26 protein-coding genes are annotated in these 24,677 nt (G+C 71.3%); 14 read left to right on the top strand and 12 right to left on the bottom strand.

All coding sequences use genetic code 11. The annotated features are described in order from the left end of the window. Position 1 precedes the first annotated feature (1 nt). The 3 genes from AB5G72_RS14900 (at position 2) to AB5G72_RS14910 (ending at position 1,451) form a co-directional block, all read left to right on the top strand. Entirely contained in the window at positions 2-793 is a 792-nt protein-coding gene (locus AB5G72_RS14900; protein ID WP_440220252.1) for a Na+/H+ antiporter subunit E, read from the top strand. Positions 794-858: 65 nt separating this feature from the next. Continuing rightward, on the top strand, positions 859-1,086 hold the full coding sequence (locus AB5G72_RS14905) for a monovalent cation/H+ antiporter complex subunit F (RefSeq protein ID WP_067719517.1): 228 nt from the start codon (positions 859-861) through the stop codon (positions 1,084-1,086). After that, complete coding sequence (locus tag AB5G72_RS14910; RefSeq protein WP_067719292.1) at positions 1,083-1,451, top strand: monovalent cation/H(+) antiporter subunit G; 369 nt, start codon at positions 1,083-1,085, stop codon at positions 1,449-1,451. Before AB5G72_RS14905 ends, AB5G72_RS14910 begins: the two co-directional genes overlap by 4 nt. A 136-nt stretch (positions 1,452-1,587) precedes the next feature. Here AB5G72_RS14910 and AB5G72_RS14915 read toward each other — a convergent pair whose 3' ends face one another. The 3 genes from AB5G72_RS14915 to AB5G72_RS14925 all read right to left on the bottom strand — a co-directional run bounded on the left by AB5G72_RS14915 (position 1,588) and on the right by AB5G72_RS14925 (position 3,177). After that, positions 1,588-1,938: a hypothetical protein gene (locus tag AB5G72_RS14915; RefSeq protein ID WP_440220253.1), complete on the bottom strand. Its 351-nt coding sequence runs from the start codon at positions 1,936-1,938 to the stop codon at positions 1,588-1,590. 90 nt (positions 1,939-2,028) lie between these two features. Beyond that, positions 2,029-2,823 (bottom strand): LytR C-terminal domain-containing protein, encoded by a 795-nt coding sequence (locus AB5G72_RS14920; protein ID WP_440220254.1) that lies wholly within the window; start codon positions 2,821-2,823, stop codon positions 2,029-2,031. Positions 2,824-2,838: 15 nt separating this feature from the next. Next, complete coding sequence (locus AB5G72_RS14925; RefSeq protein ID WP_185950900.1) at positions 2,839-3,177, bottom strand: DUF3263 domain-containing protein; 339 nt, start codon at positions 3,175-3,177, stop codon at positions 2,839-2,841. A 173-nt stretch (positions 3,178-3,350) separates the two neighbouring features. On the opposite strand from AB5G72_RS14925, the gene AB5G72_RS14930 reads away from it, so the two are divergent. The 5 genes from AB5G72_RS14930 to AB5G72_RS14950 all read left to right on the top strand — a co-directional run bounded on the left by AB5G72_RS14930 (position 3,351) and on the right by AB5G72_RS14950 (position 7,373). Further along, positions 3,351-4,037, top strand: coding sequence for a peptide deformylase (locus AB5G72_RS14930; protein ID WP_119192768.1), 687 nt, complete (start codon positions 3,351-3,353; stop codon positions 4,035-4,037). Then, entirely contained in the window at positions 4,030-5,106 is a 1,077-nt protein-coding gene (locus tag AB5G72_RS14935; RefSeq protein ID WP_185950901.1) for a GNAT family N-acetyltransferase, read from the top strand. The genes AB5G72_RS14930 and AB5G72_RS14935 overlap by 8 nt, the downstream gene beginning before the upstream one ends. 56 nt (positions 5,107-5,162) lie before the next feature. Beyond that, positions 5,163-5,963: an exodeoxyribonuclease III gene (locus tag AB5G72_RS14940; protein WP_440220255.1), complete on the top strand. Its 801-nt coding sequence runs from the start codon at positions 5,163-5,165 to the stop codon at positions 5,961-5,963. Positions 5,964-5,966: 3 nt separating this feature from the next. Next, positions 5,967-6,860: a polyphosphate kinase 2 gene (gene ppk2 / locus AB5G72_RS14945; protein ID WP_440220256.1), complete on the top strand. Its 894-nt coding sequence runs from the start codon at positions 5,967-5,969 to the stop codon at positions 6,858-6,860. 96 nt (positions 6,861-6,956) lie between these two features. Next, the gene (locus AB5G72_RS14950) at positions 6,957-7,373 is read left to right on the top strand and encodes a CoA-binding protein (protein ID WP_269504279.1); all 417 of its coding nucleotides are present in this window, start codon (positions 6,957-6,959) and stop codon (positions 7,371-7,373) included. Between the two features lie 19 nt (positions 7,374-7,392). Here the strand turns inward: AB5G72_RS14950 and AB5G72_RS14955 are convergent, their stop codons facing one another. Both AB5G72_RS14955 and AB5G72_RS14960 read right to left on the bottom strand, forming a co-directional pair. Next, the gene (locus AB5G72_RS14955; RefSeq protein WP_440220257.1) at positions 7,393-7,956 is read right to left on the bottom strand and encodes a CD225/dispanin family protein; all 564 of its coding nucleotides are present in this window, start codon (positions 7,954-7,956) and stop codon (positions 7,393-7,395) included. Between the two features lie 124 nt (positions 7,957-8,080). Beyond that, positions 8,081-8,377, bottom strand: a complete 297-nt coding sequence (locus tag AB5G72_RS14960; RefSeq protein ID WP_067719316.1) for a GNAT family N-acetyltransferase — start codon at positions 8,375-8,377, stop codon at positions 8,081-8,083. Between the two features lie 187 nt (positions 8,378-8,564). Between AB5G72_RS14960 and thiC the strand changes: the two genes are divergently transcribed. Then, complete coding sequence (gene thiC, locus AB5G72_RS14965; protein ID WP_440220258.1) at positions 8,565-10,271, top strand: phosphomethylpyrimidine synthase ThiC; 1,707 nt, start codon at positions 8,565-8,567, stop codon at positions 10,269-10,271. Between the two features lie 90 nt (positions 10,272-10,361). Here thiC and AB5G72_RS14970 read toward each other — a convergent pair whose 3' ends face one another. Both AB5G72_RS14970 and AB5G72_RS14975 read right to left on the bottom strand, forming a co-directional pair. Beyond that, entirely contained in the window at positions 10,362-11,126 is a 765-nt protein-coding gene (locus AB5G72_RS14970; RefSeq protein ID WP_120286091.1) for an ABC transporter permease, read from the bottom strand. Next, a complete protein-coding gene (locus tag AB5G72_RS14975; RefSeq protein WP_061227928.1) occupies positions 11,123-12,037 on the bottom strand; it encodes an ABC transporter ATP-binding protein in 915 nt (304 codons plus the stop codon). The genes AB5G72_RS14970 and AB5G72_RS14975 overlap by 4 nt, the downstream gene beginning before the upstream one ends. A gap of 87 nt (positions 12,038-12,124) precedes the next feature. Here AB5G72_RS14975 and AB5G72_RS14980 point away from each other — a divergent pair, with 87 nt between their 5' ends. Beyond that, the gene (locus tag AB5G72_RS14980) at positions 12,125-12,778 is read left to right on the top strand and encodes a DUF1707 domain-containing protein (protein WP_440220259.1); all 654 of its coding nucleotides are present in this window, start codon (positions 12,125-12,127) and stop codon (positions 12,776-12,778) included. Between the two features lie 56 nt (positions 12,779-12,834). Here AB5G72_RS14980 and AB5G72_RS14985 read toward each other — a convergent pair whose 3' ends face one another. From AB5G72_RS14985 to thiO, 3 genes are all read right to left on the bottom strand, one after another. After that, positions 12,835-13,614 (bottom strand): thiazole synthase, encoded by a 780-nt coding sequence (locus AB5G72_RS14985; protein WP_440221512.1) that lies wholly within the window; start codon positions 13,612-13,614, stop codon positions 12,835-12,837. A 64-nt stretch (positions 13,615-13,678) separates the two neighbouring features. Continuing rightward, positions 13,679-13,879, bottom strand: coding sequence for a sulfur carrier protein ThiS (gene thiS / locus AB5G72_RS14990; protein ID WP_017836465.1), 201 nt, complete (start codon positions 13,877-13,879; stop codon positions 13,679-13,681). 153 nt (positions 13,880-14,032) lie between these two features. After that, the gene (gene thiO, locus AB5G72_RS14995) at positions 14,033-15,280 is read right to left on the bottom strand and encodes a glycine oxidase ThiO (RefSeq protein WP_440220260.1); all 1,248 of its coding nucleotides are present in this window, start codon (positions 15,278-15,280) and stop codon (positions 14,033-14,035) included. Between the two features lie 40 nt (positions 15,281-15,320). On the opposite strand from thiO, the gene thiE reads away from it, so the two are divergent. Next, positions 15,321-16,082 (top strand): thiamine phosphate synthase, encoded by a 762-nt coding sequence (thiE, locus tag AB5G72_RS15000; protein WP_440220261.1) that lies wholly within the window; start codon positions 15,321-15,323, stop codon positions 16,080-16,082. A gap of 18 nt (positions 16,083-16,100) precedes the next feature. On the opposite strand, the gene AB5G72_RS15005 is transcribed toward thiE, so the two are convergent. Then, a complete protein-coding gene (locus AB5G72_RS15005) occupies positions 16,101-18,011 on the bottom strand; it encodes an alkaline phosphatase D family protein (RefSeq protein ID WP_440220262.1) in 1,911 nt (636 codons plus the stop codon). A 159-nt stretch (positions 18,012-18,170) separates the two neighbouring features. Next, positions 18,171-19,181: an NUDIX domain-containing protein gene (locus AB5G72_RS15010; RefSeq protein ID WP_440220263.1), complete on the bottom strand. Its 1,011-nt coding sequence runs from the start codon at positions 19,179-19,181 to the stop codon at positions 18,171-18,173. Positions 19,182-19,332: 151 nt separating this feature from the next. Between AB5G72_RS15010 and AB5G72_RS15015 the strand changes: the two genes are divergently transcribed. From AB5G72_RS15015 to AB5G72_RS15025, 3 genes are all read left to right on the top strand, one after another. Further along, the gene (locus tag AB5G72_RS15015) at positions 19,333-21,033 is read left to right on the top strand and encodes a hypothetical protein (protein ID WP_440220264.1); all 1,701 of its coding nucleotides are present in this window, start codon (positions 19,333-19,335) and stop codon (positions 21,031-21,033) included. Between the two features lie 80 nt (positions 21,034-21,113). Continuing rightward, positions 21,114-22,139 (top strand): glutamate ABC transporter substrate-binding protein, encoded by a 1,026-nt coding sequence (locus tag AB5G72_RS15020; RefSeq protein ID WP_119192474.1) that lies wholly within the window; start codon positions 21,114-21,116, stop codon positions 22,137-22,139. Then, complete coding sequence (locus tag AB5G72_RS15025; protein WP_440220265.1) at positions 22,136-24,640, top strand: tetratricopeptide repeat protein; 2,505 nt, start codon at positions 22,136-22,138, stop codon at positions 24,638-24,640. Before AB5G72_RS15020 ends, AB5G72_RS15025 begins: the two co-directional genes overlap by 4 nt. The last annotated feature ends 37 nt before the right edge of the window (positions 24,641-24,677 follow it).

Consider the following 24,677-nt stretch of genomic DNA (forward strand, 5'->3'; position numbering starts at 1 on the left):
CATGGCCCGGAAGATGACGTTGGAGCCGCGGGTGCTCGGCGCCCGCCTGTTCATGACCCTGTGGCTGGCATTCGCCTGGGTCCTGCTGTGGGGCAGCATCGACATCGGCACCATCGCCGCCGGACTCATCGTCGCGACCGTGGTGATGGCCGTCCTCCCGCTCCCCCGCGTCCCCGTCGAGGGTCTGCTGCGGCCGGTGTCGATGGTGTGGCTGGTGCTCGTGGTGGCCTACTACCTGGTCCGCTCGTCGTTCGCCGTCGCCTGGCTGTCGGTCCGGCCCCAGGCTCCCCCACGCTCCGCCGTGCTGCGCGCCCCGATGCGGCTGAAGTCCGACTTCACCCTGGCCCTGGCCGTCAACACCCTCAACCTCATGCCGGGCGGCATCGTCGTCCGCGTCGATCCCGCGGCCCGCTACGTCTACATCCACGTGCTGAACACCGGAACCGACGACGCCGTGGAGCATTTCCGATCTCAGACCGCGCACATCGAGACGCTCTACCAGCGCGCCTTCGAACGCGACGAGGACTGGAAGCCGAGCCCGGAGCACTACTCGGCACCCGCCGACAGCGCCCCGACGACCGGGGGCACCGCGGACTCGGCGGAATCCGCTCCCCACGCCACCGTGCACGCCGCGCCAGCTCACGCCGCCGCAGACCACACCGACGCAGACGAGCCCGGAGCTGCACGAGTCGAAGCAGAGCAGGCCGAAACAGAGCAGGCCGCAGCCGAGCACGCGGCACACCACGCGGACGACGCGGACGGCCCCACCCCAGAACAGGAGGCCCCCCGGTGAACATCATCTCGCTCATCCTGTGGAGTCTGGCCATCATCGCGCTGACGGCCGCGCTGTTCGCCACGATGATCCGGCTCGTCGGCGGCCCCAACACCCTCGACCGCCTGATCTCCCTGGATGCGCTCGTCGCGGTCGCCCAGGGTGGCATCGGTGTCTACATCGCCTGGTCCAAGGACACCACCCCCGCCGCCGCGCTCGTCGCGCTCGCCCTCGTGGCGTTCCTCGGCTCGGTGTCCGTGGCCCGTTTCCGCGTGAACGACACCGTCGGATCGCCCGAGGAGGCCCTCCCATGACCAACGACCTGGTGGAGATCATCTCCGCACTGTTCGTCCTCGCCGGCGCGCTGCTGACACTGGCCAGCGCGATCGGCCTCGTCCGCTTCCGCGACACCCTCAGCCGCATGCACCCGGCCGCCAAGCCGCAGGTCCTCGGCCTCGTGCTGATCCTGCTCGGCGCCGGGATCCGGATCTTCCCGGACATCGACCTGGGCATGCTCGTGCTGGCCGCGATCGTCGCCGTGTGCACGGCGCCGGTGATCGCGAACCGCGTGGGCAACCTCGCCTACCGGGAGAGCGTCGAGGACGGCACCATCACCCACGAGGCCCCCGTGTTGGAGAAGTTCACCGGGTCGGGCCTCGACGGCAGCGCCGCCAACTGAACCGTCGCGCGGCCGGGGCCGGCCGCCGGCTCAACGAGGAGAGCGTCCCGCACCTGTCCCTCTCGGGGAACGTGTGCGGGACGCTCTTCTCGTCGTCCGGGGGTGGTGCCGACCCGTCAGGTCAGGGGCGGACTGCTCAGGGGGCGGGCTGCGCCGGGGCGTTGCCGGCCTGTTGTCCGGTTCCCGGGACGACGATGCGGTCATCTGTGGTGGCCTGGCCGCCGCCCTCGTCGCCGCCCTCGCCACCGGGAGTGCCCGTCTCCGTCACGCCGGGCTCGAAGTCGCCGGCACCCTCGGGCACGTCGGTCTCCTGCGTCTCCGGGATCGAGCTCGTCGGCGCGGCGTCCTCGGTGTAGCTGGGCAGCGTGTACGGCGCGTCGGCCTCGGCCGGCTGCTCGTTGGGCGGGCTGCACGCGGCCACGGCGAACGCGAGGGCGAGTGCGGGAGCCGCGACCAGGAGGCGGCGGGCGGTCTGACGCGGGGCCATGGGGGCTCCTTCGATCTCGGGAAGCTGCAAGTCGCTAGTGAGCACGCAACCCGCGGAACGGAATGCGTGGGCTCATCATATCCTCAGGGGTCAGCGGTCGAGATCCTGGGTGACGATCACGATCACCCCTGGCGCCTCGTCCGCGAGATCCGCCGGCCGCGGCTTGGCGGTGATGCCCAACTGGGAGGCGATCGCCTGTGCAGCCTGCTGTTCGCCGGGGCCGGAGCCGTAGAAGGCGGTCGACTCCGCCACGACGCCGCGGTTGGACGGCATGTTGGCCACCTCACCCACGGCGTACCCGTTCTCGCGCAGCGTCTCACCGGTGCGGCCGGCCAGCCCGGTCACGGTGCTGTTGTTGAAGATCTGCACGGGCACGGACGTCACGTCCGGCACCGCTCCGCCGGGGACCTGCCCGGCGGGCTGGCCCGGGGCGGGCGCCGCGGGGTCGCCCGACTGCGGGTCCTGCCCGTCGGTTCCTCCGCCGGACTCACCGTCCGCGCCGCCGGCACCGTCCTGACCGGCCCCGGCGTCGCCCGGGGCAGTGGCAGCGCCGGCGCCGTCGGTTCCGGTCTGACCATCGGCACCCTGTCCGGCCGAGGCGTCCTGCTCGACCTGGGAGGTGGTGTCGTCGGCGGTGGGCGTCGCCTCGTCCTCGTCACCGCCGAACAGCTGGACCAGTCCGACGCCGACCGCCAGCACGACCGCGGCCAGCAGCACCATCGCGATGGCGCGGTACGGCGGGCCGGTCGGCTCGTCCATGGCCGGGCCGTCGCCCGGCGCATAGGGGTCGTCGGCGCCGTGCGGGCCGCCGTATTCGGGATCGCCGTACTCGGCATCGCCGGGCTGCGGGCTGTCGTACTGCGGGTTTCCGGACTGGGAGCTCACGCCGCCGAGTCTAGGTCAGTCGAGCCGCATTCCCAGGTTGCGCGCCGCGCGTGCCTTCTGTCGGCTGGAACGCATCCGGCGCAGCCGCTTGACGAGGAGCGGATCCGCGGCCAGGGCTTCGGGGCGGTCGATGAGATCGTTGAGGATCTGGAAGTAGCGCGTACCGGACATGTCGAACTGCTGCCGGATCGCCTCCTCCTTGGAGCCGGCGAACTTCCACCACTGCCGCTCGAACTCGAGCATGGTCCGGTCTCGTTCGGACAGGACGGGGTCGGCGGCGTGGAGCTCGGCCGCCCCCTGCGCGCGGTCCTTCTCGCCCTGCACCTCGCGTGCCGCGGTGGCTGACCGACCCATGTGCCTGCCTCCTGACCGTGATGACCTCTGATGACCACTACCCGGATCACCGTGCGGGTGAAATACCGTGCGAGTGAAATACTGTGCGGGTGAAATACACCCTTGTGATTCCCCCGTAGTGAACCACACGCCTCCGACACGTCGCCATGTCCGGCGCTCTAGAATCGACCACCATGGCCGTCCGTCCCATCGTCATCCTCGGCGATCCCGCGCTCCACGCCCCCACCGAGCCCGTCACCGAGTCCCCCGAGGAACTCGCGGCGCTGGTGCAGGACCTCTACGACACGATGGACGCCGCCAACGGGGTGGGCCTGGCCGCCAACCAGATCGGCGTGCGCAAACGGCTGTTCGTCTACGACTGTCCCGACCTGGACACCGAGGACGGCGAGGGCGTGACCCGCGAGGAGGTCGAGGCGCGCGGCGGCTGGCTGAACCGGCGCGGATGCGTGGTCAACCCGGTCCTGGAGACGTCCGAGATCCCGGAGACCATGCCGGATCCGGAGGACGACCTCGAGGGCTGCCTGTCCGTCCCGGCGGTCAACTTCCCGCGCGGTCGCGCCTGGTGGGCGCGGGTGACGGGCACCGACGAGCACGGCGAGCCCGTCTCGGTGGAGGGGTACGGACTGTTCGCCCGCTGCCTGCAGCACGAGGTCGGCCACCTCGACGGCTTCCTCTACACCGACGGCCTCATCGGACGGAACCGGAAGGCCGCAAAGCGCCACATCCGTGACGCCGGGTGGGGCGTACCCGGCCTGAGCTGGGATCCGGCCTCCGACCCGGACCCGTTCGCCGATGAAGACGATGACGACCACGACAACGACAATGACTACGACGACGAGGTCGGCACCGACCATGGCTGAGCAGGACCGGGGCCTGTCGGAACGGTCCCGGTGGAACGCCGGCCGCCGGGTGGCGGTGGGCGATCGCGTGGTGGTGCGTCGCCACTTGGAGGCGGGCCAGACCTCGCATCTGTACACGGACGTCATCGGTCGCGTGGTGGAGCTCGAGCCGGAACTGGTCGTGGTACGCGAGTCCGGTGAGCAGGTGCGGATCGCGGACGCCGACATCGCGGTGCTCAAGGTGATCCCGCCGCGGCCGGTACGGGCCCGCGACATCCGGGCGCACGAGTACGCCGGCGCCCTGGCGTGGCCCGGACCGGAGTACGAGTTGGTCGACGGCTGGTTCTGCCGCGCCGGCGACGATTGGTCCTACCGCGGGAACTCCGCGGTGCCCGTCCTGCCGTGGGCCAACTGTGAGGACCTGGACGGGGTGCGCGACTGGTACGCCGCCCGCGGCCTGCCGCTGCGCCTGGTGGACGTGGACCGGCTGGTGAAATCCGAGCGAATGAAACTCGACGGCGCCCCGGTGGACGCCTCGCGGATCCATGCCGACCGCGACCTCCTGCTGTGCACCGCCGACAGCCGCGACCTGCTCGCGGTGGTCGACGAGGCGTTCCCCGCCCCCACCCGGCCGGCGGTCACCCTGGCCGAGCGCCCCGACGACGACTGGCTGGCGCTCTACCACGCCACCGCCGACCTCGACCCCGAGCGAGTCCGGCCGGCGATGCTCGCCACCGCGGGGCTCGTCGCCTCCGGACCGGACGCCGGCGAACCCGGCCCCGGCGGCCACGCGGTGTTCGCTCGGCTCGAGGAGGACGGGGACCTGGCCGCGATCGCCCGCGGCGCCGTCACCGCCGGACCCGACGGACACCCGCGGATCGCGGTGTCCTGCGTGCAGACCGCGGACGCCCACCGCCGCCGCGGCCTGGCCGAGGTGGTCACCGGCTCGCTCGTGGAGTGGGGACTGGGCCTCGGCGCGCAGGAATGTCACCTGCACGTGTTCGCGGACAACTCCGCCGGGCGCGGCCTGTGGGCCAAGCTCGGACTGCAGCCGCACCATTCGCTGCGCCACCTCGTCGTCGTCGACTGACACCGGCTCCGCTCCCACGGTGACACCACCGCGCGGAGGGCAATACACTCGGGCGCATGCGCCTGGCCACCTGGAATGTGAACTCGATCCGCGCCCGGAGAGACCGCGTGCTCGCGTGGCTCGAACGGTCCGACGTCGACGTCCTGGCGATGCAGGAGACCAAGTGCAAGGACGAGCAGTTCCCCGAAGACGCGTTCCGTGAGCTCGGGTACGAGGTCGCCCACCACGGGCTGAGCCAGTGGAACGGGGTCGCCGTGGCCTCCCGGGTGGGGCTCGAGGACGTGCGTCTGGGCTTCGACGACATGCCCGGTTTCCACAAGGACCCCGAGGTCTCGCAGGACCCGGAGGCCCGCGCCATCTCGGCGGTCTGCGACGGCGTCCGCGTGTACAGCCTCTACGTCCCCAACGGCCGTGAGCTGGGCGACCCGCACTACACGTACAAGCTGGAGTGGCTGGCCCGCCTGCGCGACCACGCCGCCGCCGAACTGACCGCCGACTCCGCCGCCCAGATCGCCCTCGTGGGTGACTGGAACGTCGCGCCGCTCGACGAGGACGTGTGGGACCCGGAGGTCTTCGAGGGCAAGACCCACACCTCCGGACCCGAGCGGCTCGCGTTCGCCGCGTTCGACGGCGCCGGCTTCCGCGAGGTCACCCGCGAACACACCCCCGGGCCCGGCGTCTACACCTACTGGGACTACACCGGACTCAGCTTTCCCAAGCGCAAGGGCATGCGCATCGACTTCCAACTGCACTCCCCCGCGCTGGCCGCGCGGGTGAGCGGGGCGTTCATCGACCGCGAGGAACGCAAGGGAAAGGGCGCCTCGGACCACGCGCCCGTCGTCGTGGAGCTCGACTGAGCCATGTCCACGTTCCAGCTACGCCATTACATCGACCGGCTCCGCGCCGAGGGTTTCACGGTCCGCGACGACCACGGTGAGGACCCGGACCTCATCGACATCAACGGCCGGGCCGTCGACACCTGGCGGGAGAACTACCCGTACGACGAGCGGATGGACCGCAACCAGTACGAGGTCGAGAAGTACCTGCTGCAGATCGAACTGCTGAAGTTCCAGAACTGGCAGGCCGAGACCGGGCACCGGCAGGTGATCGTGTTCGAGGGCCGCGACGCCGCCGGCAAGGGCGGGACCATCAAGCGGTTCACCGAGTACATCAACGTCCGGCAGGCCCGGGTCGTCGCGCTGGTCAAGCCCACCGAGACCGAGATGTATCAGTGGTACTTCCAGCGGTACGTGGCTCATCTGCCCAGCCGCGGCGAGCTCGTGCTGTTCGACCGCTCCTGGTACAACCGCGCCGGCGTGGAGCGGGTGATGGGGTTCTGTACGCAATCGCAATACGAGACGTTCATGGAACAGGCGCCCAACTTCGAGAAGATGCTGGTCGACTCGGGGATCGGGCTGACCAAGTTCTGGTTCTCCGTCACCCGGGAGGAGCAGAAGACCCGGTTCGCGATCCGCCAACTCGACCCGGTGCGGCGCTGGAAACTCTCGCCCATGGATCTGCAGTCCCTCGGCAAGTGGGACGAGTACACGGACGCCAAGGAGGAGATGTTCCGGCGCACGGACACCGACCACGCGCCGTGGATCACCATCAAGTCCAACGACAAGAAGCGGGCCCGCATCAACGCGATGCGCTACTTCCTGAACCAGTTCGACTACCCGGACAAGGACCCCCAGGTGGTGTTCGACCCGGACCCGAAGATCGTCCGCCGCGGCAAGGACGCCGTCGGGGACTAGCGGAGGGAGCGCCAGCGAGCGGAGCGATGTCCCCGAGGACGGGCCTGGCGGAGCCGCGCCGGGAATGTCTGGGCGACGGCGGGCCTTGCACTGGGTATGAGCCATTCCAATGACCACGCCGTCATCACGCGCCTGCTCACCGAGAAGGGCCGCTGGGCCGTCGCCGGCCTGTCCACCAACTCCGCGCGCACCGCGTACGGGATCGCCGCCTACGTCCGCGACCTGGGACATGAGATCGTACCGGTCCATCCCAAGGCCGAGACCGTGCACGGTCAGCAGGGCTATCCGGATCTCGCGTCCGTTCCCGGTGAGATCGATGTGGTCGACGTGTTCGTCAACTCGCAGCTCGCGGGCGGCGTGGTGGACGATGCGATAGCCAAGGGAGCCAAGGCGGTCTGGTTGCAGCTGGGGGTGGTCGACGAGGCTGCGGCGCAGCGCGCGAAGGATGCCGGGCTGGACGTGGTGATGGACGCGTGCCCCGCGATCGAAGCCCCTCGTCTGGGCCTGGCCTGAACCGCGGACCCGGCCGGGTCTAGAAGCCGCTCGAGGCCAGTCCCACCATTGCGAAGATGAAGATGAAGTACAACACGATGAGGACTGCCACGATCCCCAGTGAGATCATGCCGAGCTTCTTGGCGGTTGCGCTGGCGGCCTCGGCTTCGGCGTGGCGACCGGCGGCCCACAGCGGGTAGACGTCCAGCGCGCGGGTCATCGCGACGAACGACAACGGCCAGAAGAACAGGATCGACGCGACCGCCCAGCCGACGTTCGACGGCGGGCCGGGGTGAGCTCCCGAGGTGGTCCCGTACCCGCCCGCCCCGGCAAAGGACGGGGTCTGCGCGCCGTAGCCGGTCGGGGTCTGCGCGCCGTAGCCGGTCGGGGTCTGCGCGCCGTAGCCGGTCGGGGTCTGCGCGCCGTAGTCGGTCTGTCCGTACGAGCCCTGGCCGTACGGACTTTGTCCGTATGTGCCCTGTCCGTATGTGCCCTGGCTGTAGGTGCCCTGCCCGTACGGGTTCTGGCCGTAGGAGCCCCGACTCGCATCGTCGCCACCGGTCGAGTCGCCGTCGGCAGTGTTCCCCTGGGGCGGGTAGGTCATGGGAGTCCTCCGGGTAGCTGGTCGTCTGGGGTCAGACTACGTCCCGCTCCCCCGGCCCCTTCTCAGCCGCTCGTCGGCCGGCTGACAATGGTCACCGCGGGCCACGGTCACCGCCCCGCGTCTGTCACGGCTGGGCGACCAGGAGCTGATATTCCGGGAAGCGAACAAGGAACCGCCGCACGTAGCTGCAGACCGGCCGGATCTTGAGCTCGTCGAGCCGCATGCGGGTGAGCACCAGGCTGACCAGCAATCGCGCGATCCCCTGCTGTCCGTACCGCTCCTCGATCACGGTGTGGAGCAGGATGTAGACGTCGCCGTCCTTCTCGTAACCGACGAGACCCATGAAAGTCTCGCTGTCCCACAGTTCGAAGCGGTCTCTATCGGTGTTGTGGACCAGCTTGAGCGACGTTACAGGGGACATCAGAACTCCTTCGGCAGGGCGTGTTCCACCCGCGATGCTACTCGTCGGGTTACGCTCGCCCCGGCACAATCACATACTCGTCCACACGGGAGTCCGCTTCGATGCGCGGGCTGAGAGGACGACCAGCCGGGTCGTCGACCGTAGAACCTGTCCGGATCATGCCGGCGTAGGGAGATCAGGAAACACCATGGGCACAGCTCTATTCACCGACGGCACCGATTCCACCCCGATCGACGCCGTGACGTGCGGCCCCATCCATTCCAGCACCAAGGCCCACCTCGAGGTGCCCGGCGAATCGGGTCACGCCCAGCGCGTGCCCGTGCGCCGAATCGCGCTCACCGATGGCACGACGTTCGACGTCTACGACACCTCCGGCCCGTATACCGCCTACGCGAGTGCGGCCGACTGCCATGACCTGGGCGCGGGACTCCCGCCGACCCGCCGCGAGTGGCCCCACCCCGGGGCCGTCCCCGCCTCGCCGGAGAACCCCACTCCCGTCCGGACGCAGTTGGCCTGGGCCCGGGCGGGGCTGACCACCCCGGAGATGCGGTTCATCGCCGTGCGCGAGGGAATCGATGTCGAGGTGGTGCGTTCGGAGGTCGCCGCCGGTCGGGCGGTCATCCCGGCCAACCATCGTCATCCGGAGAGCGAGCCGATGATCATCGGCAAGCGCTTCCTCACCAAGATCAACGCCAACATCGGCAACTCGGCGGTCACCAGCACGATCGCCGAAGAGGTCGAGAAGATGGTGTGGGCGGCCCGGTGGGGCGCGGACACCATCATGGACCTGTCCACCGGCCGGGACATCCACGAGACGCGGGAGTGGATCCTGCGCAACTCCCCCGTCCCCGTGGGCACCGTGCCCATCTACCAGGCACTGGAGAAGGTGGGCGGCGACCCGGCCCGTCTGACCTGGGAGTTGTACCGTGATACCGTCATCGAACAGTGCGAGCAGGGCGTGGACTACATGACCGTCCATGCCGGAGTGCTGCTGCGCTATGTCCCGCTGGCGGCCAAGCGGGTCACCGGGATCGTGTCGCGTGGCGGTTCGATCATGGCGGCGTGGTGTCTGGCGCACCACCGCGAGTCGTTCCTCTACACCCACTTCGAGGAACTGTGCGAGATACTCGCCCGCTACGACGTGACGTTCTCCCTCGGCGACGGTCTGCGGCCGGGGTCGATCGCCGATGCCAACGACGAGGCGCAGTTCGCCGAACTGCGCACGCTCGGGGAGCTCACCGGGATCGCCAAGAGCCACGGCGTGCAGGTGATGATCGAGGGTCCTGGTCACGTGCCGATGGACAAGATCGTGGAGAACGTGCGCCTCGAGGAGGAGTGGTGCGAGGAGGCCCCGTTCTACACGCTGGGCCCCCTCGCCACGGACATCGCGCCGGGCTACGACCACATCACGTCCGCGATCGGTGCAGCCCGCATCGCCGAGGCGGGCACGGCGATGCTGTGTTACGTCACGCCCAAAGAGCACCTAGGCCTGCCCGACCGGGACGACGTCAAGACCGGCGTGATCACGTACAAGATCGCCGCGCACTCGGCCGATCTGGCGAAGGGTCACCCGGGCGCGCAGGCCCGCGATGACGCGCTGAGTACCGCCCGGTTCGAGTTCCGGTGGCGGGACCAGTTCGCCCTGGCCCTCGACCCGGACACCGCCCTGGCGTACCACGACGCGACGCTGCCCGCGGAGCCGGCGAAGACCGCGCACTTCTGCTCGATGTGCGGTCCGAAGTTCTGCTCGATGCGCATCTCCCAGGACATCCGCGACTACGCCGCGGAGCACGGGATGGAAACGGTGGAGGCGATCGAGGCGGGGATGGCGGAGAAATCGGCCGAATTCTCCGAACTCGGTGGCCGCGTCTACCTGCCGATCACCGAGTCGTAGTTCTCACCGGCGGCGAGGGCCGCGCCGGTCCCCACCGCGCCCGACGGGCCGGGACGTCGGTGCTCAGTAGGTCGGATCGGCCGACCGAGCTCAGGCGTCCCGGCGCAGTGTCATCAGCACCCCGACGACCCAGAGGGCCACGCACACGGCCGCGAACCAGGCGAACGCCGGCCACTCGCCCCACGTGATGTACCCGCGGACGCTCTCTCCCTGGGTCCAGAAGTCACCGTTGGCGAACGGCATCCAGGCGGCGATGTCCTCGCCGACCCGCGGGATCAACGAGACCATGCCCTCGAGGGCCAGTATCCACACGAGGAACAGGGAGATCGTGCCGGCGGCGTTGCGCATGATGTACGCCAGGCCCGTGACCGCGATCGTCCCCAGTGCGGCGTAGACGGGGAAGCGCCACAGGTAGGTCAGCCCGTCTCCGGAGAACGGGGTCCAGCCCTCGTTTCCGGAGAGCGCCCCGGCCACGAGGAGCGCCAGGATCACCGCGATGGCTGTGACCACCATCGAGAGCACCGTGAACAGGGCGGTCTTGGCCACGATGGCAGGCCAGCGCGACGGCGTCGTCAGGAACGTCGCCTTGATCGTGTGATAGCGGTACTCGCCGGTCACACCGACGATCGCGGCGATCCACGCCAGCAGAACGGTGAACGCACTGACGCCGAGGATCGCGAACAGCGGGTCACTGCCGCCGCCGGGCGCACCGGCCATCGGGTCCCCTGTGGCGGGCTGCTCGAACTGGCCGATGACCACTGCGAGTACCACCGCCAGGCCGATGCCGATCGCGTACAGCCAGTAGGCGCTCTTGGTGGTGGTGACCTTGATCCACTCGGACTTCAGCTGGTTCATCGGGTGGACTCCTGACCGTGGTACTCGACGTCCTGGTCGGTGAGGGCCATGAAGGCCTCCTCCAGCGACGCCCGCTTCTCGTGCAGTTCGTGGACGGTGATCCCCAGGCTGGCGGCGACATCGCCGACCTGCGGCGCGCGGAGGTTCTGGATGAGGAAGACACCCTGTTCCGCGTCGAACGTGGCCTCGATGCCCTCGTCGCGCGCGGCGGCGGTGAACTCGTCGACGTGCGGGGTGCGCAACACCACCGAGGATGTGGCGGCGTCCAGGAACTCCTCGACGGAGGTCTGCGCGCGCAGCTTGCCGCGGCCGATCACGACGAGGTCCTGGGCGGTCTGCGCCATCTCCGACAGCAGGTGCGAGGAGACGAGCACGGTGCGGCCCTCTGCGGCGCGCGCGTGCATGAAACGGCGGATCCACAGGATCCCCTCGGGGTCGAGTCCGTTGACGGGCTCGTCGAACAGCAAGACCTCGGGGTCGCCGAGCATGGCGGTGGCCAGACCGAGTCGCTGGCGCATGCCGAGCGAGTATCCGCCGACCTTGCGGCCGGCGACGTCGGTGAGGCCGACCAGGCCGAGCACCTCGTCGACGCGGCCCGGGGCCACCCCGCCCGCCGCGGCGACCATCCTCAGGTGCGCGCCGGCGGAACGGTTGGCGTGGGTCCAGGACGCGTCGAGCAGACAGCCCACCTTGTGAGCGGGGCGATCCAACTCGCGGTACGGGGTGCCGTTGATCAGTGCCTGCCCGGACGTGGGGGTGTCGAGACCGACCATCATCCGCATCGTCGTGGACTTGCCGGCGCCGTTCGGGCCGAGGAATCCGGTGACGACGCCGGGCCGGACCTCGAAGCTGAGGTCGTCCACGGCGGTGGAGGCGCCGAAGCGCTTGGTGAGATTCCGTACCTCGATCATGGTCCCCAGTCTGCCTGCCGGGGCGCGGGCAGCGTGCGTCCACCTACTCAGCCAGCGTACAGGTAGTGCAGTACTAGGCTCGTGACCATGGATGACGCCACTCCCGAGCCGGATCGCCATCTGCCGTCGGTCCGCGCCTCCGACGCCGAGCGCGACGCCACCGCCAAGCTCCTCCAGGAGTCCTTCTCGGAGGGGAGGCTCACGCTCGCCGAATTCGATGACCGGACCTCGCGGGCGTACGCCGCACGCTTCCGGTCCGAGCTCATCGAGCTGACGCACGACCTGCCGATCGCCCACCACGAGCACGACTCGACGCCCGCGACCCGGCCGCACGGGGCCCCGGCGCGTCGCGTCACCGGGGCCAGCGGGCCCGCCTCCTCGCTGGCGATCATGGGAGGCGTCGAGCGGGCGGGGGCGTGGACCCTTCCCTCCGTGCACACCGCGTTCGCGCTGATGGGCGGCATCGAGATCGACCTGCGTGGTGCCTCGTTGCAGTCCCACGAGACGACGATCCGGGCGTTCGCGATCATGGGCGGCATCGACATCTACGTCCCCGACGACGTGCGGGTGGAGGTCGAGGGGATCGGCCTGATGGGCGGATTCGGCGAGGAGTCGGGGCACTGGAAGCCGGACCCGCGCCCGGTCCGCCAGGCCCCGCCCGGAGCCCCGGTCATCAGGGTCACGGGACTGGCGCTCATGGGTGGGATCGGCGTGCGGCGGGTGCCGCGCACCGAGGACTGACCGTCGGCGGGCTGGCGGACAGGTCGCGCGCATGCCGTCGGGCGGCCGGTAGGGCCTCAGTCGACCGGAGGGCTGGACGCCTGCGCCCAGAAGCGTTTCGGGATGCGGCCGGCGAGGCGGGCGGCGTGCCCGGCCCGGACGGCCTCGCGCATCGCGGCGGCCATGAGCGGCGGGTTCTCCGCCCGGGTGACGGCGGTGGCGAGTAGGACGCCGTCGCAGCCGAGTTCCATGGCAAGTGCGGCGTCGGAGGCGGTGCCGATCCCCGCGTCGCAGATCACCGGCACTCCGGCGCGCTCGACGATCATCTCCAGGTTGTGCGGGTTGCAGATCCCGAGCCCGGTGCCGATCGGTGCGCCCAGGGGCATGACCGCGGCGCAGCCCACGTCCTCCAGGCGGCGGGCCAGGACGGGGTCGTCGGTGGTGTAGGGAAGGACGACGAAACCGTCGTCGACGAGGTCTTCTGCGGCCTCTACCAGTTCCACCCCGTCGGGCAGGAGCGTGCGCTCGTCGGCGATCACCTCGAGCTTCACCCAGTCGGTGCCGAGCGCCTCGCGGGCGAGCCGGGCGGTCTTGACGGCCTCGGTGGCGGACCTGCAGCCGGCGGTGTTGGGCAGCGGGCGGATGTCGAGCTCTTTCAGCAGCCCGAGCAGCCCGAGCAGCCCGAGTCCGTCTGAGCCCAGCCGCAGGTCGACCTTGCGGATCGACACGGTGGTCAGGGCGGTGCCCGAGGCGATCAGTGCCTCGCGCAGGACCTCCTGGTTGCCGGCGCCGCCGGTGCCCGTGATGAGCCGCGAGGAGATCTCCTCGCCCGCGATCACCAGTGGCGAGTCCAGCACCGCGGCAACGTCGGACGGGTACGCGGACGGCCCTGGGACGCCGTGAACCGGGGTCGCGGTCGGGTCAGCCACCCTGGACCGCCGTGAGGACGTCGATCTCCGCGCCCGCACCGAGCGGGGCGTCGTCCCAGCCCGAGCTGGGCACCACCACGCCGTCGACGGCGATGGCGACGCCCTCGTCGGGCAGGTCCAGCTCGGTGACGAGTGCGCGGACGGTCGCGCCGTCGGCCAGGGTGCGGTCCTCCCCGTTCACCGTGACGATCATGGGCCCTCCTAGTTCCGGGTCGCGGCTGTACGTCTCCACCGTAGTCGCCTGCGCGGGGTGCCCGTAGTCGCCGGCGCGGGGTCCCCGGCGACGTCGATGCGGTGGGCCCACAGCGACCGGCACCCGGGCCCCACGGCGCCCGGCACCCGGGGCTCACCCGCGGGCGAAGCGGTCGGGAGCGGCCGCACGCGCCGCCGCCGGACCGCGCACCGCGTGCAGTGCCGCCCAGACCGCCGCGACGGTCACCGGGGTGAGCGCGATGCCGTTGCGGCCGTGCCCGGTGGCGTGGATCACGCGCGGGTCCGTCGGGTCGGCGCCGAGGAACGGCAGGTTGTCCGGTGACATCGGCCGGAGCCCGGCGATCGCCTCGGCCAACTCGTACTCCCCGATCCCGGGGAAGATCGTCTCGGCGTCGGCGAGCAGGTCGCGCACCCCGGCGACGGTGACCTGCCGGTCGTCGCCGTGTTCGTACTGCGTGGCGCCCACGACCAGACCACCGTCGCGCGGGACCAGGTACAGCGGTCGCCCGCGGACGAACGCCCGCACCACTCCCCGGGGCGCGTCCTCGCAGCCGGGCCGGGCGCGTAGCCGGAGCACCTCGCCCTTGACCGGGCGCACCGGCAGCCCCGCCAGTTCGGCGGACCCGGAACCTGCGGCCAGGACGATGCGGTCCGCGTCGACGTCGTCGAGCGAGGTCACCGCGCTGCGCACCCACCTCACACCCTCGGCGCGGCAGGCGCGGGTCAGGGCGGCCAGCAGGACGCGGTTGTCGACGGCCCCCTCGGAGTCCATGCGATAGGCGGCGCGGGCGACGCGGGCCAGGGACGGCTCGGCCTCGCGCAGCTCACGCCGGGTGACCCGGCGCAGGTCGGCGTCGGTGGAGTCCGGCTGGCGGGCGGCCCACTCCATGGCCATGTCGAGGTCACGGGCGTCGGCCTCGTCCACGGCCAGCATGTGCGTGTGGGTGCCGGTGCGGACCGGCGGGCCGGGAGGGACGTACGGCTCGAGGGCGTCCAGCATGTCCGGCCACCGCCGCAGGGAGTCCACTCCGAGCGCGAACACTGCCTCCTCTCCCGGCCAGGCCTCGCTGAACGGGGCGAGCATGCCACCGGCCACCCACGCCGCGGCCGCGGCGGGCACACCGTCGGGGCCGGACTCGTCGGGCTCGTAGATCACCACTTCCGTGGCCAGCTTGGTCCTGGCGGCCGACCACGCGCAGGCCAGGCCGATCACCGAGCCGCCGATCACGGCCAGCCGCCGGGCGCCGATACGCGCGATACCGTTATCCGCGGCCTCCCGGGCCACGGCGGCGGCAGCGGCACCGGCACCGGCACCGGGGCGGAAGCCGTCGTCGGCGGCGGGACGGTGGCCGTCGTCGGCGGCGGCGGCACGGGAGGTCATGACGGCCAGCCTAGTGGTGCCCTGGCCTACGGTTGTGACCATGACCTCCCGCGCCGACCGCCTCCGTGCCCGCCTCGCCGACGCCCGTCTCTACCTCTGCATCGACGCGCGTCGGCACCTCGACGAGCAGGCGCGCGAGCAGGGGTGGTCGGGCGACTTCCCGGCGCTGCGCAGGGACGTCACCGCGGCCCTGGCGGGCGGGGTCGACATCGTGCAGCTGCGGGACAAGCACTCGGCCGGCGAACGCGACCTCGGGCCGCTCGAGGCCGGGCACGAATTGCGGGCCCTGGCGGTGATGCGCGAGGTGTGCGATTCCCACGGGGCGCTGCTGTCGGTGAACGACCGCGCCGACGTCGCCGTGGCGTCCGGGGCGGACGTGCTGCACGTCGGGCAGGACGACCTGCCGGTGGAGTGGGCGCGCCGGATCGTCGGAGACGACGTGGTGCTCGGCCTGTCCTGCCACGCGGTGGACGAGGTCGACAGGGCCGCGGCGAACCCGCTGGTCGACTACTTCTGCACGGGTCCCGTGTGGCCCACGCCGACCAAGCCGGGCCGCGTGGCGCCGGGACCGGACCTCGTGCGCCACGCGGCAGGGACCACCGCGGGGTCGGGGTCGGCTGCGGGGTCGGGGTCGGCTGCGGGGTCGGCCGGGACGCCGTGGTTCGCCATCGGCGGGATCGATTCGACGAACCTGCCCGAGGTGCTGGCAGCGGGTGCGACCCGGGTGGTGGTGGTCCGAGCGATCACCGGCGCCGCCGACCCCACCGCCGCCGCCCGCGAACTCCGCGCGGCCCTGGCCTAGCCGGTCGGCGGTGTCGGTCTAGCGCGCGGCCTCGGTCCGGACAGCCGTACTCTGACCAGCCCCGCCCCGGAGAGCCCCGTCCCGGTCCGCGTCCGTCCGGTCGGCCGTTGCCCGCGGAGACAGGCCCTCCCCGGTCAACTCCTTGCTCAGCGTCCTGCGCAACACCTGCCGGGGCTTACGGCCCAGCGAATCGCCCTCTCGCCGTCGTCGTCCCCATGACTCCGGCGTCAGCCCCGGCACCAGGGTGAGGGCCTTGCCCAGTCCGCGCGCGGGCCACTCGACGGTGGCGTGATCGACCTGCACCGAGGCGCGGCGGCCGCGCAGTACGAGGGTCATCACCCCGTTGTCGAACCAGAGTCCGTCGGTGACCCGCCACCGCGCCTCGGGCTCCCGCACCCCCACCGCCCGGGCCAGGCGGCGCGTCAGGGCGGGCACGGGCTCGCGGACCGACAGACGGTTCACCGCCCGGATCGACTTCTGTAGAGGATTGCGGAACGGCGACATCACCAGCTGATGGACGCGGGTGGTTGAGTCCACCACCCGCTCGGCGGTGAGGTCGACCTCCTCGAGGTACGAGCAGTGCACGTCGCCGCCCAGCAGGAGGATCGAGGCGGGCGCGGGCCCGTGATCGCCCGCCGCCACCTCGGTGAGCAGGCCGACCAAGTCGTCGAAGCTGTTGCGGAACGCCGCCCAGTGCTCGAGGTCCACGGTGAGGCGGATCCATTCGCCGACCCGCGCGGTGGCCGGCTTGTCGGGCTGGTCGCGGGACACCGCCTCGTTCCAGCCCTCGAGGTTGTGCAGGGCAGGCAGCATGAACGCCGGGAGGGACGAGCCGATCACCAGGTGGTCCACGTCGGCGTCCAGGCAAGACTCGCGCGTCCACTGCCATTCGTTGGCGTCCATGACCCGCCGGTCCTGCGGGTCCAGATGCCGCGACGCCCGCACGTCGAGCATCACCACCCGCACCCGACCGAAGTCACGCTTGAAGCTCCACTGCTCGGTGCGGCGCTCGGAATCGGTGGACAGCGCGAAGTCGTCCAGCAGCGACTCCCTCTCCGCGTCCGAACCGGCGGACCGCAACGCCCGGTACATCTCGTTTCGCTCCAGCTCGTCGGGGGCGAGATTGCCCAGGTGCTGGTAGACGAAGTAGCTGCCGAACGCGCCGATCACCCGGTCGCTCCACCACGGCTGGGCGGTCATCTCGCGACGCCACGCGTGGGAGGAGTTCCAGTCGTCGCGCAGGTCGTGGTCGTCGAGGATCATGCAGCTCGGCACCGTCGACAGCAACCAGCGCACATCCGCGTCACGCCACGACTCGTGGTACAGCCAGGAGTACTCCTCGAAATCGCAGATCTCGTCGGAGACGTCGCGGTCTCCCCCGGCGCCGGCAGAGTCCCGCACCGACTGCGGGCCACCGCCCGCGCGCCGACGCTCGGCCAGCCGCTCGGAGATCTCCCGGCTGGGGATGTCGGCGTACACCTGGTCGCCGAGCAGGAGCATCGCGTCCGGCCACTCCTCCTGCGGGGTGTGCGCCATGCGGTGCGCCAGGGCGACCAGTGCGTCGGCACCGATCCTGCGCAGCGCCACCGGGGTCTGGCTCTCCCCACGCCGGCACGACCCGAACGCCAGCCGCACCGTGTCGTCGGCGCGAGGCGTGCGGATCACGCTGGGCCGACCCGGGTCGACGGGCCAGGCGAGCCGGTCATCGAGCGACACCTCGTACGGCGTCATCTCGCCCTCGGGCAGCCGGCACAGGTGCAGTACCGCGAAGTGGTGGCCGTGCACGCCCCACGAACGCTCGGTGACCACCTCGTCGCCGGCACGGATGGTCACCGCGCACGGCGCCGACACCTCCACCCACACCGTGGCGTCGGTGCTGTCGACGTAGCGCAGCATCGGGCCGACGAGGATCTCCGGGGGCAGGGTCATGCGTTCCAGTGTGCACCCGCGGGGCGGTGCGGCGCGCGGATCCGACCCGTCAGGTCGGGTGGACCCGGTGAACCGGGCCGGGACCGGGGCGGGGCCGGGGTCGGACCGGGGCGGGGCCGGGGCGGGACCGGGGTGGGACCGGGCCGGCGTGCGAGCGTGCTACCCGAGAAGGGCGCGGGGTCCGACGACGACGACGTCGCCCGGCAGCCTGTCCCGCAGTCCCCGGTCGGCCGTCACCACCACCACCCGGCGGGGCCCGCCATCCAGCTCGGTGGCCAGATCGACGATCGCGTCGTCGCCGGACCCGGACGCGCGGTGGACGACGAGCGGGCCCTCGTGCTCGGCGGCCTTGGCGACGCCCTCGATGACGGCGTGCGCGCGGGCGACCCAGCCGAACCCCCCCGGCAGTTCGAGGGTGCGGGGCATCCCGGCGCCCAGGTCGTCGAGCAGTCGCGAGGTGGAGCCGGCCCGGTCCTTCCACCAGCCGTCGGGGCGGGAGCCGAGCACATTGGCCACGTCCACCACCAGCTCGACGGGGTCGGTGCGCAGCCCGTTCGCCCAGGCGTGGGCGAACGCGGGCATGAGCGGCAACTCGGCCACCAGCGTCTCGGGCACCCAGCGGAGTTCGAGACTCTCGTTGTTGGGCACGGTCTCCAGCGCGCGCGGGGCGTCCGCGATGACGGTGGTGTACGTCCACTCCACCGCGTCGGGCGACTCCTGGACCAGCGGCGGGACGGTGCGGGGGCGGGCGGAGCCCGACGGGTCCTCGGGCAGCTCGTCGTGGCGCTGGTCGGGCCGCAGCCGGCCCAGCAGCTCGGCCGCGTGCCGCAGGTCGAGTCCGGGCCGGTGCCACACGGTCCCGGGCATGCGGGAGGTCACGACCTGCGCGCGGACCACCACGTCGGCGGGCCGGATCTCGGCCTCCTCCTCCGTCTCGCGCAGCGCCGCCACGGGCGCGTCCTCGTACGAGTCCCGCGCACCACCCGGCAGCGCCCACGTGTCGCCCGAGGCCGTCCACACGGCGCGGTGCTGGAGTAACACGAGCGGGGTGTCGGGATCGGACGGGTCGGCGGCCCGCAGGAGCAGCCCGGCGGCACCGAACCGACCCCACCGGCGATCGCCCTCGTCGGACACCACCCAGCCGTTGCCGTCACCTTCGCTCGCCGCCACCGGTCGTCCACCTCCCCTGGACCCGTCCACCCCCGGATCGGGCGGAACCTTGAGTCCTCGTCGACCAGTCTGCCCGACTCCGCGCCGCCACTTCACTAACCTGGGAGACACTCCCGTCGGATCGTCGGCTCGGCGGGCGGAGACCGGGGAGGTGAGCGAGCAGATGCGCGCCCGAACCTTCTCGCTCCGCCGCGCCCGCGGTGCGGCCGCGGACACGCCCGCACCCGGCGACGCATCGGTGGACGGCGCCCCTGCCGGGTCGACGTCGGCATCCACGCCCGCGGCGTCCGCCGCCGGGGCCACGCCTGCGTCCGCGTCCCAGTCAGGCTCCGCGTCCCAGTCAGGCTCCGCACAGTCCACCCCGGCATCCTCGGCCGACGCCGCTCCCCGGGCCGGCGCCGCACCCGCATCAGGTGCCGCCTCCGGCTCCCGGTCCGGCTCCGCCTCCACGTCGGCCTCCGGCTCCCGGCCCGGCTCCGCCTCCACGCTCACACCAACGCCCGGCTCGGGTGGCGAGTCGTCATCCACCCTCCAACCCCGCAGGCCGGTCCGTCGCCGCGCCGCCCGCTTCTGGAACGACGTGCTCACCACGCCGGGCCGCATGTCGGTCTTCGCGTTGCTCGCGATCATCACGGTGCTCACGGGCGGGATCGTGGCGTCCTCGACGATCACCCAGCGGCAGAGTTATCACGAGACGCTGCTGGCCGAGGTCGAGCCCGTCGCCAACGCCTCGCAGACGTTGTACAGCTCCCTGACGATCGCGGACTCCGCGGCGAACACCGCGTTCATCACCGGCGGTATCGAGCCTGCGGAACTGCGCGAACGCTACCTCCAGGCGATCGCGACCTCGTCGTCGTCGATCATCGCCGCCTCCCAGGGCCTCGACCGCACCGACACCGAGTCCATCGAACAGCTCGCCCTAATCAACGCCCAGCTGGCCACCTACACCGGCCTGGTGGAGACGGCGCGCACCAACAACCGCGTGGCCAATCCGGTCGGCTCGGCGTATCTGGCGTCGGCGTCGACGCTGATGCAGGACACGATCCTGCCCGCCGCCGCGGACCTGTACGACCGGCAGTCCACGTCGGTGGGACAGTCGGACAGGGAGTGGTCGTCGCCGCCATGGGGGTCGTTCTTCCTGCTGGGGCTGGCGATCGCGGTGCTGTTGCTGTTGCAACAGTGGCTGTGGCGACTCACCGGGCGGCGGTTCAACCCGGCGCTCGCCCTGGGCTCGCTGCTCATGGTGGCGACGTTCCTGCTCACGATGATCGCCGGGTTCCTCGCGGCCAATGACAACGCCAAGGGCCTGTCCGAGGGCGCGGCACCGATGAACGAGCTCACCCGCCAGCGCATCAACGCCCAGAAGGTGCGCGCGCAGGAGACGCTCAACCTGGTGCGGCGTACCGATCCCGAGGGGTCGGCGGCCGAGCGGGCGACCACCCTGGGCAACGTGCGTGACACCCTGACCGTCTACCTCGACGACGAGGAGGACGAGGACTCCTCCGGTCGCATCGACCTCGACTCGCAGGGCGCGGTGACGGACGCGATCGAGGCGCTCGACGCCTGGATGGCCGCCCAGAACCGCGCCGACTCCCTGTACCAACAGGGCGACTACCAGGGCGCGATCACCATCTCCTCCGGCCAGAGCGAGGGCGACTCGGGGGCCGCGTTCGAGGAGTTCGACGAGTCCATGCAGGACGCCATCGAGGAGGCCCGCGACACCCTGCGCACGCGCATCGACAACGCCCGCCGCACCTCCTCCAACGGGCCCGATCTCATCATCGCGTTGTCCACCCTGGCCGCGTTCGCCGTGGTCGTGGGGATCGCGCCGAGGATCAGGGAGTACCTGTGACGGCGGGGGTGCGGACCGGGTCGGGCGCGCGGGGACACGGCGCGCGGCGCCGGGCGAGGCGGGTCGCGCTCGGGGGCGTGATGGTGGCGGCCCTGGCGTTCGGGGCGGCGTGTGGGGTCGACGACGACGAGGGCGGCCCCGGCGCGGGCGGGCCGGAACGAGACGCGACCGCGGAGTTGGCCGGGATCGCCGGGGCGGGGATCCCGCAGATCGACGCGGTGATGCCACTTCCCGCCGGCGCGGTCATCAGCACGGACGTCCCCGCCGGCCTGCCCGACGAGAACGACGAGAGCTGCGATCCCCTGCCCAGTCTGCGGCCGAACGACGCCACCCCCGCGGAGAGGGTGCCGCGGATCCTCGAGCGGGGTCGACTGATCGTGGGACTGGACCAGGGCTCCAACCTGTTCTCCTTCCGCGACCCGGCCAGCGGCCAACTCACCGGCTTCGACGTGGACCTGGCGCGCGAGATCGCCGCGGACATCTTCGGCGACCCGCGACAGGTGGAGTTCCGGTCGCTGACGTCGTCGAACCGGCTCGAGGCGCTGGAGAACGACCAGGTGGACGTGGTGATCCGGTCGATGTCCATCACGTGCGCACGGCGCGAGCGGGTGACGTTCTCGGTGCCGTACTACCAGGCCTACCAGCGGGTGCTGGCGGTGCGCGGGTCGGGGATCACGGAGATCGAACACCTCGAGGGCAAGCGCGTGTGCGTGGCCGCCGGGACGACGTCGGCGTCGCGGTTGTGGGAGGAGTTGGATCGGATCACGGTGCTGTCGGTGAACACGTGGGCGGACTGCCTCGTGGCCATCCAGCAGAACCAGGTGGACGCGATCACCACCGACGACGCGATCCTCGTGGGCATCACCGCGCAGGACCCTTACCTGGAGATCGTGGGGCCGCAGCTCGACGCGGAACCGTACGGGGTGGGCATCGCCAAGTCCACGCCGGGCGACAACACCGACGGGCTGGTCCGTCAGGTCAACTCCACGCTCGAACGGATCAGGGCGGACGGCACGTGGAACCGCATGTATTCGACGTGGTTGTCCGGGCTGGGGCCCAACCCCGGGATGCCGGTGCCCAGGTACGTGCCGGAGGAGCAGCGATGAGTTACCGGAAGTGGGACGACCCGCTCGAGGAGGGCGAACCCAGCGTCGGTACGCAGGCCACGATGCGGACCGAGGCGGTGGCGGTGACGGAGGCCGCCACGGCGACCGGACTGACCGAGGCGACGGGCGCGATGGAGGCCACGGGCGCGATGGAGGCCACGGGCGCGATGGGGGCGACCGGGGAGCTCGAGGCCACGGGCCCGCACGTCCATTCGGGAAGCATGGCGGAGACCGGGGCGGTCGAGGCCACCGGCGCGGCGTCGATGACCGGGTTCCTCGCCGACACCGACCCTGGTGGCGGCAGCAGCCCGGGCCGGGCGGGCCCGGCGCGCGCGGCGGGCGCGGGGCGGAGTCATGATCCCGAGTCCCGCACCGAGTCCGTCCCCGGCGCGCGGTCCTCCGCCCGGACCGGCGAGGTGATTACCGGCGACCGGTCGACCTCGGCACCGTTCCGCATACGGCACCCCGACAAGCCGGAGGACCGCCCGAGCCAGGCCGCCGAGGGTCTGGTCGATCTGCCGTACATCATCCCCGTCGACCCCACATCGGCCATGTTGGAGCCGGAGGACATCGAGGCCGAGTGCGCAGCCTCCGACGGCAGGCTGCCGCGGCCCGAACTGTGGCCCGGAGACATCGTCGCCGACCAGTACGAGGTCCGCGGTGCGCTCGCCCACGGCGGGATGGGCTGGATCTACCTGGCGGTCGACCACAACGTGTCCGACCGCTGGGTCGTCCTCAAAGGCCTGCTCCACGCCGACCAGGCCGAGGCCCAGGAGGTCGCCGTCGCCGAGCGGGAGATCCTGGCCGAACTGTCCCACCCGTCGATCGTGCGAATCTACAACTTCATCCACGACGACTGGGCCACGTCGCCCACCCATGGCGGGTACATCGTCATGGAGTACGTCGGCGGCCCCAGCTTGCGCGACGTCCGACGAGCGGCACCCGGGCGGGTGCTGCCGGTGGAGAAGGCCATCGCCTACGTGCTCGAGGTCCTGCAGGCGCTCTCCTACCTGCACTCGGTGGGACTGGTCTACAACGACCTCAAACCCGAGAACATCATGCTCACCGAGGACCACGTCAAACTGATCGACATGGGCGCGGTGTCCGGCGTCGGGGACTACGGGCACATCTACGGCACCCCCGGTTTCCAGGCCCCGGAGATCCCCCGGACCGGGCCCACCATCGCCTCCGACCTGTACACCGTCGGCCGCACCCTCGCCTCGCTCATCGTGCGGCTCCCCGTGGTCGACGGCCGCTACGCCGACGGCATCCCCTCCCCGATGGAGGAGCCGGTGTTCAGCCGGTACGACTCGCTGTACCGGTTCCTCCTGCGCTCGACGCACGAGGAACCCGACTCGCGGTTCCGCAGTGCCAACGGGATGGCCAACCAGCTCATGGGCGTCCTGCGGGAGGTACTCGCGCTGCGCACCGGGGTCCCGCACCCGGCGTTCTCCTCGGTGTTCTCACCCCAGCGATCGACCTTCGGCACGCTGTTCACCGTTGAGCCGACCGACTTCCTCGTCGATGGCCGCGCCCGCGACACGACGCTCACCGGGTCCGAACTGGTCGACGCCCTGCCGGTGCCGCTCATGGAGGCCTCCGACCCCGCCGGCCGCATTCTCGCCGCGACCTCGTACACCTCGGTGGAGCAGCGGATCGACACCCTCCTCGAACTGTATTCCGACACCGAGTCCGAGGCCCACGAGAGCGTCGGCGTGATCATGTCACTCACCCGCGCCTACCTCGAGAGCGACGATCTCGCCGCGGCCGAGGCGCTGCTGGAGGAGAACGCGTACCGGATGCCCGCCGAATGGCGGCTGGTCTGGTACGACGGCGTGACCGACCTGCTCAAGGGCGACCCCGTCGGGGCGTATCCCAAGTTCCAGAGGGTGCTCTCGGCCATGCCCGGCGAGAACGGCCCCAAGCTGGCCCTGGCGGCGACGGCGGAACTGATCCTCGACGTGTGCCCCGAGAGCGACCGGGCCCGCTGGGCACGCTCGAGCGAACACTTCTACCGCACGGTGTGGTCGGTCGACCGGTCGGTGATCAGTTCCGCGTTCGGGCTGGCGCGCCAACTCCAGCGGCGTGGCGAGGTCAAGTCCGCCATCGAGGAGCTCGACCGCGTCCCGCCCAACTCCCGGTACTCGGCGCTGGCCAACCTCACCGCGATCCTCCTGCTGTGCCAGGGCCGCCCGCTCGACGAGACCGAGGAGTCCCACCTCCGCGAGGCCGCCCGCCGTGTGACCAACCTGTCCGCCGGTGAACACCGCGCGTTCCAGATCCGGCTCACCGTGCTCACCACCGCACTCGCCTGGGTGCAGCTGCCGGGCAACGAGCCGTCCCCGTCCCCCCTCATGCGCGGCGTGCCGTTCACCGAGTTCGGGCTGCGCTCCGGCGCGGAGACCGTCCTGCGGACCCTCGCGCGGTCCACGGAGACCCGTCAGCAGCGGTTCCGGCTCGTCGACCAGGCCAACAGCATCCGTCCACGCACCCTGTTCTGAGTCCGCGGGGGTTCCACCGACTTCAGGGGTTCTCCCC

Origin of the sequence: Dietzia sp. MNB45 (assembly GCF_051994785.1) — a bacterium.
GTDB classification, from domain to species: Bacteria; Actinomycetota; Actinomycetes; order Mycobacteriales; family Mycobacteriaceae; genus Dietzia; species Dietzia kunjamensis.

Excerpts from the sequence above, each read along its gene's own strand:
- AB5G72_RS14900 (WP_440220252.1), top strand. The coding sequence starts at position 2 with ATGGCCCGGAAGATGACGTTGGAGCCGCGGGTGCTCGGCGCCCGCCTG.
- AB5G72_RS14905 (WP_067719517.1), top strand. The coding sequence starts at position 859 with ATGATCCGGCTCGTCGGCGGCCCCAACACCCTCGACCGCCTGATCTCC.
- AB5G72_RS14910 (WP_067719292.1), top strand. The coding sequence starts at position 1,083 with ATGACCAACGACCTGGTGGAGATCATCTCCGCACTGTTCGTCCTCGCC.
- AB5G72_RS14915 (WP_440220253.1), bottom strand. The coding sequence starts at position 1,938 with ATGGCCCCGCGTCAGACCGCCCGCCGCCTCCTGGTCGCGGCTCCCGCA.
- AB5G72_RS14925 (WP_185950900.1), bottom strand. The coding sequence starts at position 3,177 with ATGGGTCGGTCAGCCACCGCGGCACGCGAGGTGCAGGGCGAGAAGGAC.
- AB5G72_RS14930 (WP_119192768.1), top strand. The coding sequence starts at position 3,351 with ATGGCCGTCCGTCCCATCGTCATCCTCGGCGATCCCGCGCTCCACGCC.
- AB5G72_RS14935 (WP_185950901.1), top strand. The coding sequence starts at position 4,030 with ATGGCTGAGCAGGACCGGGGCCTGTCGGAACGGTCCCGGTGGAACGCC.
- AB5G72_RS14940 (WP_440220255.1), top strand. The coding sequence starts at position 5,163 with ATGCGCCTGGCCACCTGGAATGTGAACTCGATCCGCGCCCGGAGAGAC.
- ppk2 (WP_440220256.1), top strand. The coding sequence starts at position 5,967 with ATGTCCACGTTCCAGCTACGCCATTACATCGACCGGCTCCGCGCCGAG.
- AB5G72_RS14950 (WP_269504279.1), top strand. The coding sequence starts at position 6,957 with ATGAGCCATTCCAATGACCACGCCGTCATCACGCGCCTGCTCACCGAG.
- AB5G72_RS14955 (WP_440220257.1), bottom strand. The coding sequence starts at position 7,956 with ATGACCTACCCGCCCCAGGGGAACACTGCCGACGGCGACTCGACCGGT.
- AB5G72_RS14960 (WP_067719316.1), bottom strand. The coding sequence starts at position 8,377 with ATGTCCCCTGTAACGTCGCTCAAGCTGGTCCACAACACCGATAGAGAC.
- thiC (WP_440220258.1), top strand. The coding sequence starts at position 8,565 with ATGGGCACAGCTCTATTCACCGACGGCACCGATTCCACCCCGATCGAC.
- AB5G72_RS14970 (WP_120286091.1), bottom strand. The coding sequence starts at position 11,126 with ATGAACCAGCTGAAGTCCGAGTGGATCAAGGTCACCACCACCAAGAGC.
- AB5G72_RS14975 (WP_061227928.1), bottom strand. The coding sequence starts at position 12,037 with ATGATCGAGGTACGGAATCTCACCAAGCGCTTCGGCGCCTCCACCGCC.
- AB5G72_RS14980 (WP_440220259.1), top strand. The coding sequence starts at position 12,125 with ATGGATGACGCCACTCCCGAGCCGGATCGCCATCTGCCGTCGGTCCGC.
- thiS (WP_017836465.1), bottom strand. The coding sequence starts at position 13,879 with ATGATCGTCACGGTGAACGGGGAGGACCGCACCCTGGCCGACGGCGCG.
- thiO (WP_440220260.1), bottom strand. The coding sequence starts at position 15,280 with ATGACCTCCCGTGCCGCCGCCGCCGACGACGGCCACCGTCCCGCCGCC.
- thiE (WP_440220261.1), top strand. The coding sequence starts at position 15,321 with ATGACCTCCCGCGCCGACCGCCTCCGTGCCCGCCTCGCCGACGCCCGT.
- AB5G72_RS15005 (WP_440220262.1), bottom strand. The coding sequence starts at position 18,011 with ATGACCCTGCCCCCGGAGATCCTCGTCGGCCCGATGCTGCGCTACGTC.
- AB5G72_RS15020 (WP_119192474.1), top strand. The coding sequence starts at position 21,114 with ATGGTGGCGGCCCTGGCGTTCGGGGCGGCGTGTGGGGTCGACGACGAC.
- AB5G72_RS15025 (WP_440220265.1), top strand. The coding sequence starts at position 22,136 with ATGAGTTACCGGAAGTGGGACGACCCGCTCGAGGAGGGCGAACCCAGC.